This window comes from Saliniferula longa (assembly GCF_050789285.1).
Lineage (GTDB): Bacteria > Pseudomonadota > Alphaproteobacteria > Rhodobacterales > Rhodobacteraceae > CAVPWP01.
The window spans coordinates 1222807-1243242 of record NZ_JBOUVX010000001.1; the positions used below are offsets into that span (position 1 = coordinate 1222807).

Here is a 20436-nt window from a genome sequence, read left to right on the forward strand (position 1 = left end):
GTGATGGGTCATCTTCGCGGCGTCGGAACTCCGTCTCGTATGGCTTGCGAATAGTTCTCGGTCAGCCCTTCGGACCGAGCGCGCTCCGAGATATCTCCAAGACGGTAGAGTTCCTCGATCGAGACATCGGTGGCGAGAGCGCCTTGATCGTAAAGGTAGTCGGGAAAGTAGCCGTTCACGATGATCCGCCAGTCGGCAGGCAGCGTCGCCCCCGCGTATCGCGCCAGAAGGATCGCGGTGCGCGAGCAATTCGTGAATACCGAATTGAACCAGTGAGGTTCCTCGACGAGCCGGTTGGCACCCGCGACATAGGCTTCGATCAGATCGCGCGACCCCTCGGGCGGCACCCTGAGGCGAAACATGCGCACGCTCGCCTTCTGGATGTTGGAGCGCAGGCCGACGACGTCGCGTTCTTCCGCGGCCACGATGGCGATCGGGTGTGCCTTGAAGAAATCAGCGACGGGCGAGAAGCTGTCGTCGCTCCGGCGGCGTACCTCGATGGACCACGCGAGATAGTCCCCATTGGCAAAGCCGAAGCTCAGCATGAGATGCGCCATGTTTCGGCCGCCCCAGTAGGACATGAACAGATCCACGCTTTCGATCTGCGAGATGTCATAGCTGCGGGTCGCCCAGACCTCCGTGAAGTCCTCTTCGGATCGCCATTCGAACGCGCGGACGTTCTCTAGCGTCAGGACGTCTCCTTCGATCGTCCCGGTGACCTGCCGCGCCAGTTCGGGCGACCATTGTCCCTCGCTGGGTGGGGCGAGGCTGTTCCACCACACGAGCAGGACGATGGCGGTCAGTGCGAAGACCGAAAGCCACCGCAAGCGGGCCATCGTGAAGATGCCCACGACCGTCCCTAGCCCAAGCGCGCCGAAAGCCGCCGCGACGAGCCATTGGATCGCGTCGGGGCCTGGCAGCTTGAACCAGAGCGCCATCGCGCCCCAGGCCGTCAGATAGCCGACGGCGAGGGCGAGCAGAAATCGCGCCATGCCTTGGAGAAATCCCCGCATTCAGGCTGTTCCTTCCAACTTGGATCTTGCAGCCCATTGAAGCTGATCGTGAATTGCACCCTTGTAACGGAAGAAGATCCTGGACAGCGGCGGCCTCTGCCCGGGATCTATCCGCCCACACAAAGACCCAAGGTCGCAAGTCGCAGGCATCGGGATATCTGACAGGCTACTTCCAACACGGCCGGCATCGACGGGATTTCGGAAATCCAAAACGGAACACTCAGCTGTGCCAGAGGTGAGGCAGCCAAAACGCGCGTCCGCTTGATCGCGAGCAGGAAGCGACGAAGAAGCCGAATGCTCCCCTGTCTTCGTGCGACGGCCTGAGCGATCAGTCGAGGAGCTCAAGCGTACCTCCAGCACCGACAACCAGCGCTTGGCCCAAAACTGAGGCACCTTCCGATGTGTAACTGTCGCCAGCCAGAATGCGACTGCCAAGAAGCTGCACAACTTCGGGCGCGTCGACGAATTTCGAGTGATGTATCGAGCTTGTGTCGCCGACCTGACTGAGATCGATGACATTGACGCCGAGCTTGGTCAGCGAGGCCGCATCGATGTCACCGACCCTTGGACGTCGCGCAATCAAACCCGACAACCTCAGAGCTCGGTCGTCGCTCGAAATCAGAACAAAGAAGCCGCGGCTCTCCGGGGGGATGGAACTCACTTGCGCTGCGAAGAGTTCGTAGTCGATATCTGGAGCGGCAAGAACCACACTCGCGAGCTTGCCGGTCGAATCGAATAGGTTTAGTTGGCTGCCGCCTCGAATGGCCTCCATCGCGAGCAAGTTGCCCATGGAGTGCGCTACGATGTCGACCTTGTCGAAGGACGAGCGCCCGAGCGCGCTCGCGACGTATGTGATCGCGTCCCGCGCAATAAGCGCGCTGTTGATGTCATAGACATAGCTCGTGATCCGCGCATCGGACGCCCAGGAAAATAGGAGAGGCACCCCGCTGTACTCCGTGTCCTCGACGAACTGCGCCAGCCGGAGAATTGCCTCGCTGAGCGTGGTATTGAAGCCATGTATCCACATCAGGGCATCGCGCTGACCGCGTGGGCGCGAAAGCGCGTGGGCCCCCACAACGGACCTGAACCCGGCTTCGTCCAGTATCTGCGGGTTCTTTATGACGAAGTGTCTTTCCGGATCTGGAGGTAGACTCCGAGGCAGTTCGAGCTGACCAATGACATGGTTCGGAGGAGTGTGGACATTCACCGTGGCAAAGTTGATACGCGGGCTTCTTTCGCCTGAGAAAAAGACAGTGGGATCCGTGGAGGGCGCGCGAACAGTCGCGATGTAGATCGTATGGCTTCGCCCCGCGACCTCGTTCGAAGGCGCCGCACCAACCAGGTGCCGCGGCGCAGAGCAGGCTGTCGCTACACTTGCTGCCATAGTGGCGAGAAGCGCCCGGCGTGACAACTTGACGGAGCGGTCTGAATCGCGACGCCGCCTTTGGGAATTCACTTCGCCGTCCAACGCCATCGCCCCCTATTCTGGTATTTCCCTGGTTTTCAACCGAGCACCTCTTGATATTCGCGACCATCCCGACTCGGCTTCACACTACCGCCGCAGGCCAGCCGTAGCGCCCAGACCCGTCATGCACTAAGACTGAAACCGGACCACCCGATGCGGGCAGGCCATTTGCTCCTGCAGTTTTGCAGACGTTTCCGGTGGAAACATATTGGCGGAAGTCGTTTCAGAAAGCAGCCCTCAGCCTCAGCCCGAACATCGCAACCGTATCTTTTGTGGGGTTCAGCGCCGGGTCTTTGATCACCTGAATGCTCGGTGTCAGCTCAATGCCTTCGGTCAATTGCCATTGCTGGAATACCTCAAGGGTATATTGATCGTCCAGCCCGGACCCGAAGGTGTCTTCATTTGGTCGGGACCAGTTCAGCCCCGCACCAAGCAGGTTCTGGCCCGGGTTTGTCGTGTAGCCGAAACCGGCACTCAGAGCAGTTTCATAGAGGCTGCCGCCATCTTTGGACCAACCACCGCGAATAAACGGCAACCACGTGTTGTCGATCACTTTGGAGTAAGAAAATGCAGCCCCGTACCCGCTGGGGGTTCCTGCCGCCGTGCGTTCATCAATTTGCCATAGGGTCACGTGGGCATTATCGACGAAAAGGGCATCGGGCCCAGAGGTCCACCCGAACTCCAGCGTTTTGAAGGTTTCGAAATCGTTAAATAACGTGTCAAACCCGGCAAGTGGATCGGTCGGGTCTCCGTTGGCATCGACGAAGCTGGCCGCGACATAGTAATTGTCGCTCAAAAAACCGCCGACCATCACCCCCAGAGATCCGTCCGGCAGTCCGCCGATCGTCCCCGACCCGGTCTGGAAAGCGAGGTTCGAGAAACCGGACCATGGGCTGGCAAGGGCATAGACATCAGTGTAATCCGTCACGTCCAGCCAACCCGCATAGACCGTGCCGCGGCCCTGCGCAAAGTCCTGTTTCCAGTAGAAGTTTGTCGTCTTGGTGCCCTGGTCGCTGAAGACGGAACTGACCAGCCCGGCATAGCCAAGCTCACTCCCGAACTCGGTCGGTGGGACGTTCGTGAACGCATGACGGTTCTCGAATTTAAAGACCAGCTTACCAGAGTTGGCCTGCCCACGGTTCAACAATTCCCACGTGCCAAAGATGCGAAGCACACCGCTGGCTGTGTTGTCTTCTCCCAGGCTTGAGGACGCCTTGTAGCCTAGAACGTTGTAGTCGATACCAAAATCGAGCCCTGTTCGCTCCTTTACGCCTGCTTTCCACTCCAACCAGGATTGCTGCTTGTTGATACCAAGCAGGTCGTCAGAATCCTCCGCGTCGGATGCCAGGACACTTGGCGTTGCAGAGGGACCGGCGAGATCGTTTGCACTTTGCGCAAGAGTTGCCATCGGCGCTGCGGCGAATAATCCGGAAAGTGTCAGCGCGCGGATGCAGGACGTGAGGGTGGGTTTCACGGGGCTTTGTTCCCTGTTGTTTCGTTTGTGCAAAATGTGAACCAGAGAGTGGTGGAAGGCCTGCAAAAGTTTCACGGCGGCAATGTCCCGTCGAGTGGTGTAGCTGGCGCACCGTCACCGTGATGCTCGGCGCGGGACTGCTTGATCACGGCCACCCGCTTCTACCGCTTTCCGGTTTGAAAGCGCCGCAGCCGCTGACGATAAGCGCGCGGCGTTTCGCCCGTGTTGGACTTGAAGAACCTCGAGAAGTTGGCGGCAGCGGAAAAACCCAACTGGGCCGCGATGTCTGCGATCGGCGTGTCAGTCGTTTCCAGCGCATCGCTAGCCAGCGCAAGGCGCGCACGGCGAAGTTCGCTCGCAAGGCTCGTGCGAAGGACAGACAACCCGGCTTCCAGTTCTGCCGGAGCCAGGCCGATCGCCTCGGCCACAGCCTGCTGCAGGTTGTCTTCGTGGCGATTGAGGATCTCCGGCGCTACGGCGGCGATGGCGCGAGTCAGCGACGGGCGCTCCGGTAAAACCTCGGTTGCAGGGGTGCGGGCAAGACGGTTGACAGCACGGGACCGCAGCAGCTGTGACGGAAAGCGGATCACCTGCACCGGAGCCCCGGTTTCCCGAATGTCGAGGCCTCTGTAACCCGGCGGCAATGCGAGTGCAGACGGTGTTTCGAGCACCACGTCGCCTGTTGCCCGAGTGTCGTCGAGCAGATCGAGAATCCGAAGAAATGTTACAAATGTAAAGCCGATGTTCTGAAGCGGCACTTGGCGCGGACGAAACGTGCGTTCCACACAGTAGGAGGATTGCACGGGGCCGATTTCCAGACGGTGCCGCGCCGATGCGGTGAATTTCCCTGTGGAAAGCACGAGGCCTGTCAGGATTTGGCCAAGTGTTTCGCCACCTTTGAGCGCGTCCTGCGTGATGGGCCACGCCTGCAGGTCGAGTTGTTCCCCAACGTGTACGCCGAGCCACGGATCGCCGATGGTCCGGGCAATGGACTCGAGGAGCCCATAAACCACCTCGGCCTGCACGAGCCGCGAAGGATCATTCGCGGCCTTCAGCGTAAGCCCCTGAGCCTCCAGCAATTTGTCCAAGTCATAGGACCGCGCCTTCAGATAGCCAAGCAAAGGGGAAATCGTGGCCAGTTGCACCAAGGCACTCGCCCGGGCTTCGGGGCTTCCCGGGAAGAAATCGGCAACAGGTGACGTCATGCTCCCAATCATACTTCGAGATGCAATGATAACTTATCATAACTTTCGGATTTTCAGGATAATTGAATCCGATTTTGATAAGTTTTTGCCACCTCAGGTTGCTAGGCTGCGTCGACTGCCGATGCAGTGCCCGAAAGAAACGGTGCGCGCCGACGGCGAGTTGCAAGCGCTCATTTTGGAGCGGTGAACGGCCCGCGCAAGGCGTATGCGGCCGCTGTGAACGGGAGAAAACGGTATGAAGACCTTTTTGAAAATGGCTGCGCTGTCTGTCTTGGCGGCAGGCCCGGTCTGTGCACAAGATGCGCTGCCGCAGGTTTTGTTTACGAATGTGAATGTGTTTGACGGTGTGAACGAGGCCCTCATCGAAAACGCTTCGGTTCTTGTCGAGGGCAACAAGATCAAGACCGTGTCGACCGAGGCCGTCGACGCCCCGGATGCGACAGTGATCGACGGTGGTGGGCGCACGTTGACGCCGGGATTCATCGAGACCCATGCCCACTTCATGCTCATGGGGCCATCGGTGCCGGCCATGGAAGCCAGCAAGACCTGGGAGGATTACGGCATCCACGCCACCAAGATGGCCGAGATGTACTTGATGCAGGGCTTCACCACCGTACGCGACGCGGGCGGAGCTAACGGTGGTGTTCGTAGGGCAATCGATAGCGGGTTGATCGTCGGTCCGCGCCACTATGCTTCCGGTGCGTTTATCGGCACGAGAGGGGGGCATGCCGATTTCGCCAACTTCACTGCCCTGCCTGATGCAGAGACAAACGTATCTCGATTGAACATCTCGCAGCAGGCCAACGGCCCTGACGACGTGCTGAAATTCGCGCGCAACAACTTCCGCATGGGTGCCACCCAGATCAAATACATGCAATCGGGTGGCATCGTTTCGGTATTCGATCCGTTCCAATTGCTTGCCGGATCAAAAGAGGAACTTGAGGCGGCGGTTCAGGTCGCCAACGAGTACGGCAGTTACGTCATGGTACATGCCTATCGCAAAGAAGCCGCGATGGCCGCACTGAATGCTGGCGTTAAGTCCATCGAACATAATTTGGGGTTCGACAAGGAAGTCGCAGATTTGATGATAGAGAAAGGCGCCTACACCACTACCAACCTGACCAGCTTCGATCCGTCGATACTGGAAATTCCGCCAGTGCGCGACGTGCCATCAAGCCTGGCCAAAGCGACAGCGGCAAAGGAGATGTTTGCGAACTACATTTCGAACATGAAGCAATATCCTGTTAAGCGTGGCTTTAATACGGACTGTATTGACACGGTTGAAGCCTGCAACATCCAGATTGCCTACGAGAAGCATTTGCACGAGCAATTTTTCAGCGCCTACGAAGGACTGGTGGCGATGACATCGGTGGGTGGAGAAATCGTCGCCCTGTCTGGCGATTTCATGAACCCATATCCGGAAGGCAAGCTCGGCGTAATCGAAGAAGGCGCTTACGCTGATCTGTTGCTCCTCGACGGGAATCCGCTCGAAGACTTCTCTGTCGTCGGCGCGTCAGACAAGTGGCTCGACGCAGAGCCGCGCCCTGACAGCCCCGAAACGATCCTCATCATCATGAAGGACGGCGTGATCTACAAGAACACCCTTCAGTGACAAGGATCGCCCGCCGCGAAAGCGCGGCGGGCGACAAGTGAGCAACCTCTTGCGGAGCGTGCTTTTTGCCGGCGCGCTCCAATGAACACGAACTCAGGGACCAATCGTCGAAACGCAACCCCGTCGCTCCGGCGATAGTTTTGATCCTGCACGACCACGACTGAACGCTTCACAAGGGGCTCGTTGCTCCGGTGATAGGAGAAATCAAATGTACAAACTGACTCCAAAGACCGTTAGCGCGGCGCTTGCCGTCGTCGTCAGCGTCGCGCTGCCGGCGGCGGCTCAGGACGCCGCCGGGCCGATCCTGTTCACGAACGTCAACGTCTTTGACGGCGTGAACGAAGCCCTGATCATGAATGCCAATGTCGTGGTGACGGACAATCTTATCACCGCCATTTCGACCGAACCGCTTGCCGTGGCAGGCGGCACGGTCATCGACGGTGGCGGGCGCACGCTGATGCCCGGGTTGATTGACGCTCACTGGCATACGCTGCTCTCTTCTATTACGCTAGAGGAAGGTCAATCGGAAGAAGCGGACTATCTACATGCACGCGCGATTGCCGGCGCGGAAGCAACTCTCCTGCGGGGTTTTACCACTGTCCGTGATGTCGGCGGGCCGGCTTTTGGCATTAAGAAAGCCATTGACGAAGGAGTAATTGAGGGGCCGCGCATTTTTCCCAGTGGGGCATTGATCTCCCAGACTTCAGGGCATGGTGATTTCGGTCAGGTGTGGGAAGGTCCGCGTGCCTTCGGATGGGGTCCACCACGTTTTGAGCAGCTTGAGATCACCCGGGTCGCAGACGGGGTGGATGAAGTTCTCGCGGCCACACGCTACAACCTGAAGAAAGGTGCAACTCAGATTAAAGTTATGGCCGGCGGGGGTGTGTCAAGCCTGTATGATCCTCTGTATGTCAATGAATATACTGCTGAAGAACTAAAGGCTATCGTGGATGCGGCGACTGACTGGGGTACCTACGTTACCGTGCATATTTACAACGAAAAAGGAATCGCCCGGGCATTAAACGCCGGCGTTAAGGGTATCGAGCACGGACACCTGATGAGTGAAGAAAGTGCAAGACTCATGGCGGAGAAGGGCGCCTGGCTGTCCATCCAGCCGTTTTACCTGGATATTCCAGGTGCAGAGACATTAGACCCAGATCGCTATGCAAAGTTTGTTCAGGTCGTAGATGGTTTTGAGAAGACGATGGAGTTCGTAAAGAAATATGACCTGAACATGGCCTTTGGAACAGACCTTCTCTTTTCACCGAATACCAACGGTCAGCAAGCCGATCTTCTTGCCAGATTTAAAAACCATTATAGCGATTTTGAGATCCTTCGTATGGCGACTTCCCACAACGCCAAGTACTTTGAATTGAGCGGACCAGGGCATCCCTACCAGGAGGGACCGCTGGGCGTAATCAAGGAAGGTGCCTACGCCGATATCCTGTTGGTGGATGGAAATCCTTTGGAAGACGTCTCGATCCTGGGTGAGGACGCAAAGAACATCCTGCTGATCATGAAGGACGGCGTGATCTACAAGAACACGCTTCAGTGAAAACTGCCGCCCGCCGCGAAAGCGCGGCGGGCGATTTCATGGCCGGGAGGCCGATAATTGCACCCCTTGCGGATTGAACGGCTTGTCTACCGATGGCCGGGCGCGGAGCGCAACACGCTGGAGATTGGCGCGCTGTCTCTGGCGCCCGGAGAGAGCGTGTTTCTGCATGGACCGAGCGGCTGCGGAAAATCGACCTTGCTGTCCGCGATCGCGGGAGTGGTCGATGTGCCGAAGGGGGTTATCCGCGTGGCAGATCAGGATCTTGGCGCCCTGCGCGGTGGTGCGCGGGACCGGTTCCGGGTGGATCACATCGGCATGATCTTTCAGGTGTTCAATCTCGTTCCCTGGTTGAGCGCGCTCGAGAACGTCCTTCTGCCCTGCACATTCTCGCAGCGTCGACGCGCGCGCGCGGGCGACGATCCTGCGGGAACGGCCCGCCGACTGCTTGACGAACTGGGTCTGTCCGATCCGTCGCTGGCATCCAAGCCGGCCCACGAGCTCAGTGTCGGGCAACAACAGCGGGTTGCCGCCGCGCGTGCGCTGATTGGCAAGCCGGACCTGATCCTGGCGGACGAGCCGACCTCGGCGCTCGATGAGGCGGCCAAGGCGGCCTTCGTCGACTTGCTGGCGCGGGAATGCGCCGAAGTGGGCACCGCTCTGCTCTTCGTCAGCCACGACCGCAGCCTGGAACGTCATTTCGACCGCGGTGTTGACTTTCTCACCCTCAACCGGGGCGCCGCCTGATGCTGGGGTTCAGCCTGCGCAGCTTGTGGAACCGCCGGTTCGTCGCCGGCCTGACCGTGCTGGCCATCAGCCTCAGCGTCGCGCTGATCCTCGGTGTCGAGCGGCTGAGGGACGGCGCGCGCGACAGTTTCGCCAACTCCGCGTCCGGGATCGACCTGATTGTGGCGCCGCGCGGCAATTCCGTCCAGATCCTGATGGCCACCGTTTTCGGCGTCGGCGGCACCGGGACCGGCATGACATGGGAGAGCTTCGAGTGGCTGGAGGGTCGGCCCGAGGTCGCTTGGGCCGTGCCGATCCAGATGGGCGACAATCACCGCGGCTATCCGGTGATCGGGACGGATGCATCGTATTTCGAGCATTTCCGGCACTCCGGCGGTCAGCCGCTCTCTCTGGCGGCTGGCTCGTCCTTTACCGGCGATGAAGCGGACGCCGCCGTGATCGGGGCCGAGGTCGCGGCGCGGTTCGGCTATGCTCCCGGTGCGGTGATCGTCAACGCCCATGGCTCTGGCGAGGTCTCGTTCGACCTCCACGATGACGCGCCCTTCACCATATCTGGTGTGCTCGCGCCGACCGGTACCGCCGTAGACCGGATGGTCTTCGTCACGCTCGAAGGCTTCGACACCCTGCATGCGCAAGAAGACGCGCCACTGGCCGACCCCCTCGACCCGGCCACCATGCCCGCCGACGGTCATGGTGAGGATGACGCTCACGACGACCATGACGCGCATGACGACCATGAAGAGCATGGCGACCATGAAGGTACCGGGGCCGGACACGGTCACGAACCGGACCGGATCAATGCCGTCTATGTTGGGCTGATCGATCGGACGAGTGTCCTCGGCCTGCAGCGGGCCGTCAACGAACGCCCCTCCGACGCGTTGAGCGCCGTCCTGCCGGCGGTCGCGCTCGCCGAGCTCTGGGGGATCACCGGGACAGCGGAGCGCGCGATGCGGCTGATGGCGTGGGCCGTGGCTTTGGCAGGAATGATCGGCATGGTGGTCATGCTCTCCGCGACCCTCGACACCCGCCGGCGTGAATTCGCGATCCTGCGGTCCGTTGGCGCCACGCCCGCCCGAATCTTTGCGCTGATCGTCACCGAAGCCGCCGTCCTCACCGCGGCGGGGCTGGTGCTTGGCGTTGCTCTGCTCACGGTGGCCACGTTCGTGACCGACCCGATCCTGTCCGCCCGCTTCGGTCTGCGATTGGGATGGAATGTCTTCGGGGCGCGCGAACTGACCACGCTTTTCGTCATTTTCTGCGCCGGGCTTTTCGCCTCGCTTATCCCGGCAGTCCGGGTCTATCGCATGACGCTGGCCGACGGACTGTCGGTTCGGCTATGACAAACCAAAGGGACTTCTCCATGACCATGTTCGCCCGTCTCGTCTTGATGCTCTCGCTTGTCGTTCCTCCGGGGCTGGCGCAGGCGGCTGACCCTCAGGAGATCTCCTGGGAGACGCTCGCGCCTCCGGCTGCCGTGATCGAGAACCCGTTCGAGACCCTCACCTACGACCAGATAGACACCCTCCGCGAGATCATGCGGGCCGAGACACGGGCGGAGCAGAGCGATGACGCCGAAGCGCGCAGCAAGGCGCAAGCGTTACGCGAACAACTGTCCAAGGACGGCCTCGATGTCGACGGATTGTTTGCCGCGCGCGTTGAGATCATAGAGAAACGTGAAGCGGCAGCTTCGGCGGTGAACGAGGACATCGTCGGCACGAGTGTCCGCCTGCCGGGATATATGCTGCCCTTGAAATTCCAGGATCGAAAGGCGGTTGAGTTCCTTCTCGTGCCGACCGTCGGCGCCTGCATCCACACCCCGCCGCCGCCCGCCAACCAGGTCGTCCATGTCGTGTATCCCGAGGGCATCGAGGTGGACGGACTTTTCCGGCCCGTTTGGATCACTGGGACCATGGTCGCCCAAAGTTCGGTTCAGGACGTCGGCTACGTCGACGGACAGGCTCCGGTCTCCGTCAGCTATTCGATGCAGCCAGTGCTGGTCGAGAAGTACGGCGGCTGAACGCCGGAACAGGGGCAGACCGGTATCTCAGCTTCGTGGGGTCCTGTCAGAGAAACTTGGCTTGAGGCGGGGCAGGGCGCTGCCTAGGGGCAGGACCCAGATACCCTAATTAAAGGAAAGCGGACCTTGGTGCGCTCCGCAGCGAATGGCTGCTTCGAGCCCTTCTCGGACCTCCGGCTTGAGCGCAGCATTCGACTTGATGGGCGGTGAACGGACCTCCGTTGCGAGGGAAACGAATATCCGCTTTGGAGATCAGTGAAGGGACTGCGGGGCTGCCGCCTCGCACCGCCCGGGACGTCACCCTGGACGCCGATCCGTCGATGGGGCGCGTTGTGCGTGGGGAATGGGTTCGCTGAACCTTGCCGCGCTTCCATTTAGAGCACTAGGCGCATGGCCGCCCGACAGGTGCCCACGGGGTGCCAGGTTTTCTGTGACGATCTCCTGCAGGTGCTGAAGAAGGTACCCGGCCCGGTGTGGACCGGGCCCATCCTGGCCCAGTCCACGTCTTCTGGCGTCAGTTGCCCGAGGGCAGCCCGAGCGAGATGCCGTCCTTCGCCAGAGTGTCCCGCAGGTGCTGGAAGCGCTGGTAGTCGGTGATGGTGATCGGGCCCGAGTAGCCTTCGCTCTGCAGCTTCCGCGGCGGATACTGTACGTAGGTCTTCATGAGAGCCGAGACCGCCTCATTCGCCGGAACCATGGCCCAGGTGCTTTCGGTGAAGGTCGTCATGAAGATGTCGTAGCGTTCCTGCGGGTCGGCCAGGAGATCGAACACCTGCGGCGCCGTCGCGACGTAGCTTTCGGGGCCTTTCCAGCCGAGGTTCGTGTCGACCGCAAGTCCGCCGGTCTCCGCTCCGTCGTCGCCCCGCAGGTTGAAGACGTACTTGAAGTTGCCGACGCGCACCGCGCCGGGGCTCAACTCGTTCTCGGTGAAATAGAACCAGCTGTTCCGCTGGGCCTCGCCGGATCCGGTCCAGACGGGCGTCATGTCGTAGCTGTCGAAGACGATCGGCTGGCCTTCGCGGTCTGTCTTCGGCAGTTCCGTCCCGGCAAGCGAGGCGAACGTCGCCATGAGGTCGAGCCCGCCGAGGATGTCGTTGTTCACGGCGCCCGGCGCGACCTTGCCTGGCCAGCGGACCATCGTCGGCACCCGGCTTCCCCCTTCCCGGACGGTGCCCTTGGTCCCGCGGAAGGGCGTGTAGCCCGCGTCGGGATAGACGTCCTGCCACGCGCCGTTATCGACGGTGTAGAACACGACCGTGTTGTCGGACAGGCCGAGTTCGTCGAGCTTCGCAATCACGTTGCCGATCCGGGTATCGAGCTCGACGACGGCATCGGCATACTTCGACTTGCCCTCCGACTTTCCGATGAAATCGGGGTGCGGCAGGTTCGGCTGGTGGTTCTTCATGAAGTTGACGTTGATGAAGAACGGCGTGTCGGGAGTCTTCGCGGCATCCTCGAGGAATTCTATGGCTGCCTTCTCGACATAGGCGTCAAGGAACGGAATGCCGACGACACCCATTTCGGGCGTGTCGACGTATTCGCCGGTGACCTTGAAATCCTCCGTCGCAGGCTCGCCGGCGTTCCCAGACAGCGCGCCCTTGGTGACCTTCGTGAACATCTCCCGCAGTTCCGGGCTCATGGCCGGGAACCAGGCCGGATCGGCGTAAGTGTAGGCGTTGAGGTGATAGAGGAAGGCGTGCTTCATCACGTCGTAGCCTTGCGCATTCGGAAGGGCGTAGTCGGATTCCCCCAGATGCCACTTGCCGGTGAAGTAGGTCTTGTACCCGGCCTCGTGGAGGACGGAGCCGAGCGTCCACTCCGCGGCCGGCAACCCACCGCCCTGGCCCTGGAAGGCGACCGTCGTCATGCCCGAGCGGTTCGGGATGCGGCCAGTCTGGATCGCGGCCCGGCCAGGCGTGCAGGAGGGCTGGCCGTAGAAGTTGGTGAAGGTCATGCCCTCCGCCGCGAGTGCGTCGAAGTTCGGTGTCGCCATGCCACGTGCATCGCCGCCTAGATAGGGGCCGAGATCGCCCCAGCCCGTGTCGTCCGACACGATCAGGAGGATGTTGGGGCGCTCGGGCGTGGCCTGGGCCACGGCTTCCTGCGGCGCCGCCGTGAAGCTCGCCACCACGACCGCGATGCCGAGGATGATCGCTCGTCCACCTCCCTTGGTCCTGTTCCGATCTGATGATCTCATCGAAGCGTCTCCCGTTCCTGTGTTTCAGATGGTGTCGTTCCGTGACCCTCAGCCCGTCATTGGGCCAAGGCGCGCGAGGAGCTCACGTTCGAGCTCCTCGACTATCTCGTGGAAGTCGTTGGTTCTCTGATCCGCGGGGCCGGCCACCGCGGCCCAGTGGGCGTGTGCATCCGCGGCCTCCTCGTAGTCCTCGAGGGTCGCGCGGAAGGTCGGGTCACGGGCGCAGAGAAGCCGGATCTCGAACTCGCGCTCGGCCCATCGGGCGATGAATGACCGTGTTCGCTCCACTTCCCCTGACGCTCCCACGGCGTCGCCAAGACGTGCCCTTTTCGTTCCGGACCTCGAACTGACAGACGGACGCTGCCCCCTCGGAACATCGCGGAGAAGGGACGAACATGTTCGAACATGTGGCACCTTCGCGGCGGCGGCCGTGGTGATCTACGTCAAGGTCTTCGGGGCGGGGCCGTGGTAAGTCGCACCCTGTCCTGCGGAAGGAAATGGCAAGAGCATGACCCCCTCGCGAGCCCCGGGAGATCAGTCAGACGCGACTGGCGCGGACGAGGTTCAGGCCGAGCTTGACCGCGTTCTCTCGAGCGTCGAGTTCGAGGCGAGCGACAGGCGGCGGCGATTCCTTCGCTACCTCGTGGAAGAGACGCTTGCAGGGCGGGGCGAGCGTCTGAAAGGTACAACGATCGCGATGGACGTCTTCGGCCGCGACGAGACGTTCAACTCCCAGGAGGACCCTGTCGTGAGAATTGAGGCGCGGCGGTTGCGCCGCGATCTCGACAGCTTTTACATTGGTGCGGGTGCAGTTCACCCGCTGCGTATCCACATCCCGAAGGGCGGATACGCGGCGCGCTTCGACAGCCTCGCGCCTTCGTCACAGCCATCCGCTGGCGGGCCGGCGCCGGCCGAACATGGATCCGGCATGAACGCCTCCCCGCGCCGGCCCGGTACATTCACCTCGGAGTGGTTCCGGATGCGGACCCTCGGAGGCTTCGCCTTACTCGCCGGCATCATCGCGATCGTGGTGTCCATGGCCGGCCCAGGGCCGGTGGCGCCGTTCAGCGCGGCGGCCACGCGACCCTCCCCAAGGCTCTTTATCCAGGCTTTCGGGGCCAACGACGGCTCGGAAATCTCGCGGTCGATCTCGGCCGGCCTCGGGTCAGAGCTGCTCGTCGACCTGACGAAGTTCCAGGGGCTTCGGCTCTACATGCTCGCAGAGACCAGCGTCATGCCCGCCCCGGGAGACGGCCCCGCTTACCTTGTGAGTGGCGATGTACTGACGGACGGGACGCAAGCCAGCATTCTTGCGCGGCTTCTCGACGCGGAGACGGCCGAGGTCGTCTGGAGCGAGGCGTATCGCGTCCCGGTCACGCCGGCGACGCTCATTGAAACGCGGCGGGACATTTCCGCGCGGATCGCCACGGTCCTCGGCCAGCCCTACGGGCCGCTCGCCGACGATCTGCGCGAGGATCATGCTGGCTCCGCGGGGTCGAGCACGGAAAGCTACCTCTGCGTTCTGCGGTCTTACAGCTACCGCCGGTCCTTCACGGATGCGGCCTTCGCAGAGGCTCTCGCCTGCCTCGAGCCGGCCGTGCGGCGCGATCCCGATTACGCCGACGCCTGGGCCATGCTGGGTTGGCTCTACATGGACGACGGCCGCTTCGACTTCACCGGCGGCGACACCGCGACCCTCTACGCAAAGGGAGCGACCGCCGCGGAACGGGCGCTTGCGCTCGATGGCGACAACGTGACGGCCCTCAAGGCGCTCGCATCGATCCGGTACTACACGGGTCATTATGCGGAGTCCGAAGCGCTTGCCCGCCGCGCAGTCGCGCTCAATCCCTACGACCCGGATACGCTCGCCCAGCTCGGCTGGCGACTTGCGGCGCGCGGCAACTTCGACGACGGGATTTCCTACCTCGAACAGGCGATTGACCGCTCCGTCGATCCGCCCGGCTGGTACTTTCACATGATGATCATCGACCGCTATCTCGCGCAGGACTACGAGAAGATGCTCGCGCTGGCCCAACGTGCGACAAAAGACGGATCGGAGTTCAGTTCCGCCATGCTGGGTCTGGCCTACCTGCGTCTGGGCGACGAGGAGGCCGCGCGCGGAGCCGTCGAACGGGTTCCGGCGGCAAGCTCCCTCCGCTCGGACCCCGACGCGTTCTTCGCGCGGCACGGGGCGAGGGATGCGCTCAAGCAAGAGATGGCGAGCGCGCTTCAGGAAGCCTTTGCCGTCAGCATCCAGAAGAGCGGCTCACCTTAGGGCAGGGTCACGACATCGCGCTCTTGCAGGAAGTCTTCCACGTTCGGGAGCGAGAGCGGGAACCGGACGTACATCATCACCGCCAAGCGGATGGTCTCGGGCTGATGTTGAACCACTCGAACGGGATGTCGTTGGTCATGCCAAGACGTTACGGAGCCCCCTGTGCCTCAACCCAGGTCTCCCTGCCAAAGCCCTTTTCGTTGATCGCCGCTAGGCGCTCGAGATTGACAATCGTGGACAGCATCAGTCGGTCCTGGCTCCAATCCCCGGGTTGCCGGACCGAGGCGGCCGCCACGGCAACGCCCACGGCCATTCCGAAGGCGATGACCGGCATTGCCAGCGCGAAACGGGACGGTCCCGGACGGTTTGCCAACGCGAGCAGTCGACCGGCGAATGCGCGTTTGGCCAGAGGCTCCTGGCCACGGAAGAACGCCACATGCATCGCGTAGGGAAGTGGGTTGCTGACCTCGCGTTTGCAGAAGCCCATCAGGCAATCCATGTAGTCCCGGGTCGCAATCCGGTTCCGGGCTATCACCTTCTGGTCGCAGCTGAGCTCGCGCAACTGATCGAAAGACCGCTTCCAGATGCCAAAGGCCGGATTCCAGAACATGAGCGGGCGCATGACTTCGAAAGCCAATTCCCATTCTACGTCGCCGTCCCTGATGTGCTGAAGCTCGTGCGCCAGGATCATGCGCATTTCCTTGGGTTCCGAGACTAGGCTTGACGGCAAGACAACGTACCGACGCACGAAGCCGCGCGCCGCGAAGGGAATGCTCACCCTATCCGAAAGCCTGACGTCGATCTTGCCGATGCGGCGCCAGAGATAGCTTCCTTGGATGGCCCGTCGCAAAGTAGCGGCCGCCTGCAGCATCCTGATCGCCTGCAGCACAGCAACGGCAAGCAGAGCCGCGACAACGCCGGCCAGCCAGAGGGCCTCACCGTCGAACAGCGCATCCAGCAGCCGGCTCCTTGCGCCGAGCAGAGCCTCGAATTCCACGGCGGGGATGGCTATCTCGCCTCTCAGGTAGGACGCCACCGCAATGTCGCTGATCGTGATCGGCGTCGTTGGCCAGATGCTTTTGCTGGCCAGGATTGAGACATGTGCGATCGCCGGGCTGAGAGCAATGCAAATCAGCGCTATTTTCATCAGTCGAAACTGGGCTGGATAGTTGTGTTTGTAAACGGTGCGGGAAACACCCTGCTGGACCACCACCCACAGACAGAATGCCAATAGAAATACTATGTTGGCGTCTATGAACAGTTCAAGAACCGGCTTCATCGCTGCCATCTTGGAGCCTCCTCTCCACCAGCGCCCGAATGTCCTCAAGATCCCCCGCCGTCAGTCTCGCATCGTCGACAAGGCGCGCGACAAGAGATGCCGGCGTGTCGTCGAACAGAGTGCGGGACAAGTTCTGCAGCGAACGTATCTGATAATTGTTTTTTTGGAGAAGCGGCTTGTAGATAAGGGTCTTGCCTTCTTTGCGGCTTTGGACGAAGCCCTTCTCGTCAAGGATCCTCAGGATCGTTGCACCAGAAGTATAGGCAAGGTTACGGTCTGGCGGCAGTCGGTCAAGGACGTCCCGCACCGATCCTTCGCCCAGCGCCCAGAGTTCATTCATGAACTCCAGCTCAACTTCTGTCAGAAGGTTTCCGCTCTTCCGTTTCCGCATCGGTAAGTGCCGTTCCAATTCGATCGTCGCTCCCCGTGGTAACAAGACCACCGATTTCGACTCAAGCGAAGCCTAAACCTTCCAGAACACGAAGATTCCCCATCCGATGGCAATGAAAAGGGGGGTCCAGATTGGCTGACCGACAAATCCAAGCCATGCAAGAAAGATGTAGGCGGAGCCGAGAAGCGTGATGAACAGCCGGTCGCCCAGCGTCGTCGTCAGTCCCAGCACACCCTTGCGCTCCAGGCCGTCGCGCAACCAGAACACCTCCAGCAGACCGATAACCAGTATCGCAGAGAAGATCCCGACGAAGACCGCCAGAGTCGCGGGCGTCCAGGCCATCCAGAAATCCGGCCAGAGCGGGTCAGTCCAGGAAAAGCCAGCGCTGTCCTGCTGACCGACATTCCCCCAGCCCGCCGCCGCTTGCGCCAACGCCGGAGACGGAAGCAGAAGAAGGAGTGGCAGATACCGCAACATGTCTCAGACCCTTCCCATCGCAAAGCCACGGGCGATGTAGTTTCGCACGAACCAGATCACGATCGCGCCCGGAATGATCGTCAGGGTGCCGGCTGCCGCGAGAAGCCCGAGTTCGTAGCCCGCGCTGGACGCCGTGCGCGTCATCACTGCGGCGATGGGCTTGGCCTCGACGGCGGTCAGCGTTTTTGCCAGCAGCATCTCGACCCAGGAGAACATGAAACAGAAGAAGGCCGCGACACCAACGCCGGCCTTGATGTTAGGCAGGAAGATCGTCGTGAAGAAGCGCGGGAAGGAATACCCGTCGACATAAGCCGTTTCGTCCAGTTCCTTGGGAATGCCGCGCATGAACCCTTCGAGGATCCACACCGCGAGCGGCACGTTGAACAGCGTGTGCGCCAGCGCGACGCCGATGTGCGTATCGAACAATCCGATCGAGGAATAGAGCTGGAAGAACGGCAGGGCAAAGACTGCTGCAGGGGCCATGCGATTGGTCAGGAGCCAGAAAAAGAGCTGCTTGTCGCCCAGGAACCGGTAGCGAGAAAAGGCATAGGCAGCTGGCAGCGCAACAGAGACTGACAGAACCGTGTTCAGAGACACGTAGATGATCGAGTGCACGTATCCCATGTACCACGTCGGATCGGTCAGGATGGCCTCGTAGTTCTCAAGAGTGAAAGTCTGTGGAAACAGGGAAAAGCCCGACAGGATCTCATTCGTCGTCTTGAATGACATCGCGACAAGCCAGTAGATGGGAAGCATCAGGAAGGCGATGTAAAGGATCGGAATGATTGATCGTTTTCTCATTTCTGATCGTCCTTCGTCATCAGCGTGTAAAAGACCCAGCTGACCAGAAGCGTGATCGCGAAGTAGACCAGGCTCATCGCCGCCGCCGGCCCAAGGTCAAATTGCCCGAGAGCGATCTTCACCAGATCTATCGAAAGAAGCGTCGTCGCGTTGCCGGGCCCACCGCCGGTAAGCACGAAGGGCTCTGTATAGATGTTGAAACTGTCCATGAACCTCAGCAGGATCGCGATCGTCAGCACTGTCTTCATTTTCGGCAACTGGATATAGCGGAAGACGCTCCATGGGCTCGCGCCATCGATCTTGGCGGCCTGATAGTAGGCGTCCGGGATTGAGACGAGGCCCGCGTAGCACAGCAGCACCACCAGCGAGGTCCAGTGCCAGACATCCATGACGACGATGGTGATCCATGCAGCTAGCGGCTGTTGGGTCATGTCGTAGTTGATGCCCAGTACATCGTTCAGGAGATATCCCATCAACCCGATCTTCGGCAGCGTGAAGATGTTCCACATCGAGCCGACGACATTCCATGGGATCAACATGGGCAGCGCCATCAACACGAGGCAAACCGGCACCCAGATGCCTTTCCGGGGCATCGAAAGCGCCACGATTATACCAAGCGGTATCTCGATCAGGAGGATCAGGAAGGTGAACAGGAATTGGCGCCCAAGCGCAGCCTGGAAGCGTTCGGAACGCAGGATCTGTTCGAACCAGCCGAGACCTTCCCAGAAGAACTGGTTGTTTCCGAACGTCTCCTGCACCGAGTAGTTGACCACGGTCATCATCGGCACGAGAGCGTTGAACGCGACCAGCGCCAAAACCGGCAGGACGAAGAACCATGCCTTTTGATTCTCGGTTTTCATTTCCTCTCCTCGGTCGCGATCCAGCCGTCTCGATAGACCCGCGTCTTTTCGGGGCGAAAGCCGAGGTGGACCTCTGAGCCCTGTTCGGGGGCGCCGTGTTCGGAGACGACCTTGACGGCGCAGTCGCCGACCATCGCCTCGATGACAAAATGCCTTCCAACGTCGGCAACCTTGGAAACCCTTGCAGGCAGGCCAGCGTTCCCGATCTCGATGTGTTCGGGCCGGATGCCAAGCTTTACCGTACCACCCTTCCCCGTCACGGGGCCCTCAAGCGCCACCTCATGACCCTGGAAGCGCGCGCGGTCATCGTGGACTTCGCAGGGCAGAACGTTCATGCCTGGCGACCCGATGAAATGACCGACAAAGGTATGCCGCGGCCGCTCGAACAGATCGACGGGCGTGCCGATCTGTACGACCTCGCCGTGCTGCATCACCACGACCTCGTCGGCGAAGGTCAATGCCTCGGTCTGGTCGTGGGTTACATAGATCATGGTCACCTTCACGCGCTGATGAAGTTCCTTTAGCTTCGATCGGAGTTTCCATTTCAGATGTGGGTCGATCACCGTCAGCGGTTCGTCGAACATCACGACGTTCACATCGTCGCGCACAAGGCCGCGACCCATTGAGATCTTCTGCTTGTTGTCCGGGCTGAGGCCAGAGGCGCGGGTATCGAGCATCGACTCGACCTCCAGCATGGCCGCGATCTCTGCCACTCGGGCTTCGATACGGGCTGAATCCACGCCTCGATTCTTGAGCGGGAAGGCAAGGTTTTGACGGACAGTCATCGTGTCGTAGATCACCGGGAACTGGAACACCTGTGCGATGTTGCGCCGATCCGGCGGAAGGTGCGTCACGTCCAGGTCATCGAAAAGCACCTTCCCCTCGGATGGCGTCAGAAGCCCCGAGATGATGTTCAGAAGCGTGGATTTTCCACAACCCGATGGACCCAGAAGCGCATAGGCGCCACCGTCCCTCCAGGTAACGTCGATCTCCTTCAGCGCATAGTCGTCGGGTCCAGTCGGGTTCGGATAGTAGCTGTGGCGCAGTTTCGACAATGTAATCCGCGCCATG

General features: G+C 60.8%; 18 protein-coding genes. 6 read left to right on the forward strand and 12 right to left on the reverse strand.

Annotated elements, in window-relative coordinates:
- Nucleotides 1–8: 8 nt before the first annotated feature.
- From ACRDNQ_RS05795 to ACRDNQ_RS05810, 4 genes are all read right to left on the reverse strand, one after another.
- Nucleotides 9–1013, reverse strand: a complete 1005-nt coding sequence (locus ACRDNQ_RS05795; RefSeq protein ID WP_431827679.1) for a lipoprotein N-acyltransferase Lnb domain-containing protein — start codon at nucleotides 1011–1013, stop codon at nucleotides 9–11.
- A gap of 328 nt (nucleotides 1014–1341) precedes the next feature.
- The gene (locus tag ACRDNQ_RS05800; protein ID WP_431827680.1) at nucleotides 1342–2397 is read right to left on the reverse strand and encodes an alpha/beta hydrolase; all 1056 of its coding nucleotides are present in this window, start codon (nucleotides 2395–2397) and stop codon (nucleotides 1342–1344) included.
- A 304-nt stretch (nucleotides 2398–2701) separates the two neighbouring features.
- Nucleotides 2702–3952 carry a carbohydrate porin gene (locus ACRDNQ_RS05805; protein WP_431827681.1) on the reverse strand — a complete coding sequence of 417 codons (1251 nt, stop codon included), beginning with the start codon at nucleotides 3950–3952 and terminating at the stop codon, nucleotides 2702–2704.
- 161 nt (nucleotides 3953–4113) lie between these two features.
- Complete coding sequence (locus tag ACRDNQ_RS05810; RefSeq protein ID WP_431827682.1) at nucleotides 4114–5157, reverse strand: helix-turn-helix domain-containing protein; 1044 nt, start codon at nucleotides 5155–5157, stop codon at nucleotides 4114–4116.
- A 235-nt stretch (nucleotides 5158–5392) separates the two neighbouring features.
- Between ACRDNQ_RS05810 and ACRDNQ_RS05815 the strand changes: the two genes are divergently transcribed.
- From ACRDNQ_RS05815 to ACRDNQ_RS05835, 5 genes are all read left to right on the forward strand, one after another.
- Complete coding sequence (locus tag ACRDNQ_RS05815; RefSeq protein WP_431827683.1) at nucleotides 5393–6769, forward strand: amidohydrolase family protein; 1377 nt, start codon at nucleotides 5393–5395, stop codon at nucleotides 6767–6769.
- Nucleotides 6770–6977: 208 nt separating this feature from the next.
- Nucleotides 6978–8324 carry a metal-dependent hydrolase family protein gene (locus ACRDNQ_RS05820; protein ID WP_431827684.1) on the forward strand — a complete coding sequence of 449 codons (1347 nt, stop codon included), beginning with the start codon at nucleotides 6978–6980 and terminating at the stop codon, nucleotides 8322–8324.
- A gap of 66 nt (nucleotides 8325–8390) precedes the next feature.
- Complete coding sequence (locus tag ACRDNQ_RS05825; protein WP_431827685.1) at nucleotides 8391–9068, forward strand: ABC transporter ATP-binding protein; 678 nt, start codon at nucleotides 8391–8393, stop codon at nucleotides 9066–9068.
- On the forward strand, nucleotides 9068–10408 hold the full coding sequence (locus tag ACRDNQ_RS05830) for an ABC transporter permease (protein ID WP_431827686.1): 1341 nt from the start codon (nucleotides 9068–9070) through the stop codon (nucleotides 10406–10408). The genes ACRDNQ_RS05825 and ACRDNQ_RS05830 overlap by 1 nt, the downstream gene beginning before the upstream one ends.
- A 20-nt stretch (nucleotides 10409–10428) precedes the next feature.
- Nucleotides 10429–11085, forward strand: coding sequence for a DUF3299 domain-containing protein (locus ACRDNQ_RS05835; RefSeq protein ID WP_431827687.1), 657 nt, complete (start codon nucleotides 10429–10431; stop codon nucleotides 11083–11085).
- Between the two features lie 514 nt (nucleotides 11086–11599).
- Here the strand turns inward: ACRDNQ_RS05835 and ACRDNQ_RS05840 are convergent.
- A complete protein-coding gene (locus ACRDNQ_RS05840) occupies nucleotides 11600–13282 on the reverse strand; it encodes an arylsulfatase (protein WP_431827688.1) in 1683 nt (560 codons plus the stop codon).
- A 48-nt stretch (nucleotides 13283–13330) separates the two neighbouring features.
- Nucleotides 13331–13570, reverse strand: coding sequence for a hypothetical protein (locus tag ACRDNQ_RS05845; RefSeq protein WP_431827689.1), 240 nt, complete (start codon nucleotides 13568–13570; stop codon nucleotides 13331–13333).
- Between the two features lie 220 nt (nucleotides 13571–13790).
- On the opposite strand from ACRDNQ_RS05845, the gene ACRDNQ_RS05850 reads away from it, so the two are divergent.
- Nucleotides 13791–15557, forward strand: a complete 1767-nt coding sequence (locus ACRDNQ_RS05850; protein WP_431827690.1) for a tetratricopeptide repeat protein — start codon at nucleotides 13791–13793, stop codon at nucleotides 15555–15557.
- A 148-nt stretch (nucleotides 15558–15705) separates the two neighbouring features.
- Here ACRDNQ_RS05850 and ACRDNQ_RS05855 read toward each other — a convergent pair whose 3' ends face one another.
- From ACRDNQ_RS05855 to ACRDNQ_RS05880, 6 genes are all read right to left on the reverse strand, one after another.
- A complete protein-coding gene (locus ACRDNQ_RS05855; RefSeq protein ID WP_431827691.1) occupies nucleotides 15706–16845 on the reverse strand; it encodes a M56 family metallopeptidase in 1140 nt (379 codons plus the stop codon).
- Nucleotides 16820–17227: a BlaI/MecI/CopY family transcriptional regulator gene (locus ACRDNQ_RS05860; protein WP_431827692.1), complete on the reverse strand. Its 408-nt coding sequence runs from the start codon at nucleotides 17225–17227 to the stop codon at nucleotides 16820–16822. The genes ACRDNQ_RS05855 and ACRDNQ_RS05860 overlap by 26 nt, the downstream gene beginning before the upstream one ends.
- Nucleotides 17228–17299: 72 nt before the next feature.
- A complete protein-coding gene (locus ACRDNQ_RS05865; protein WP_431827693.1) occupies nucleotides 17300–17704 on the reverse strand; it encodes a DUF2160 domain-containing protein in 405 nt (134 codons plus the stop codon).
- Between the two features lie 3 nt (nucleotides 17705–17707).
- Nucleotides 17708–18505 (reverse strand): carbohydrate ABC transporter permease, encoded by a 798-nt coding sequence (locus tag ACRDNQ_RS05870; RefSeq protein ID WP_431827694.1) that lies wholly within the window; start codon nucleotides 18503–18505, stop codon nucleotides 17708–17710.
- A complete protein-coding gene (locus tag ACRDNQ_RS05875) occupies nucleotides 18502–19365 on the reverse strand; it encodes a carbohydrate ABC transporter permease (RefSeq protein WP_431827695.1) in 864 nt (287 codons plus the stop codon). Before ACRDNQ_RS05875 ends, ACRDNQ_RS05870 begins: the two co-directional genes overlap by 4 nt.
- Nucleotides 19362–20435 carry an ABC transporter ATP-binding protein gene (locus ACRDNQ_RS05880; RefSeq protein ID WP_431827696.1) on the reverse strand — a complete coding sequence of 358 codons (1074 nt, stop codon included), beginning with the start codon at nucleotides 20433–20435 and terminating at the stop codon, nucleotides 19362–19364. Before ACRDNQ_RS05880 ends, ACRDNQ_RS05875 begins: the two co-directional genes overlap by 4 nt.
- Between the last annotated feature and the right edge of the window lies 1 nt (nucleotide 20436).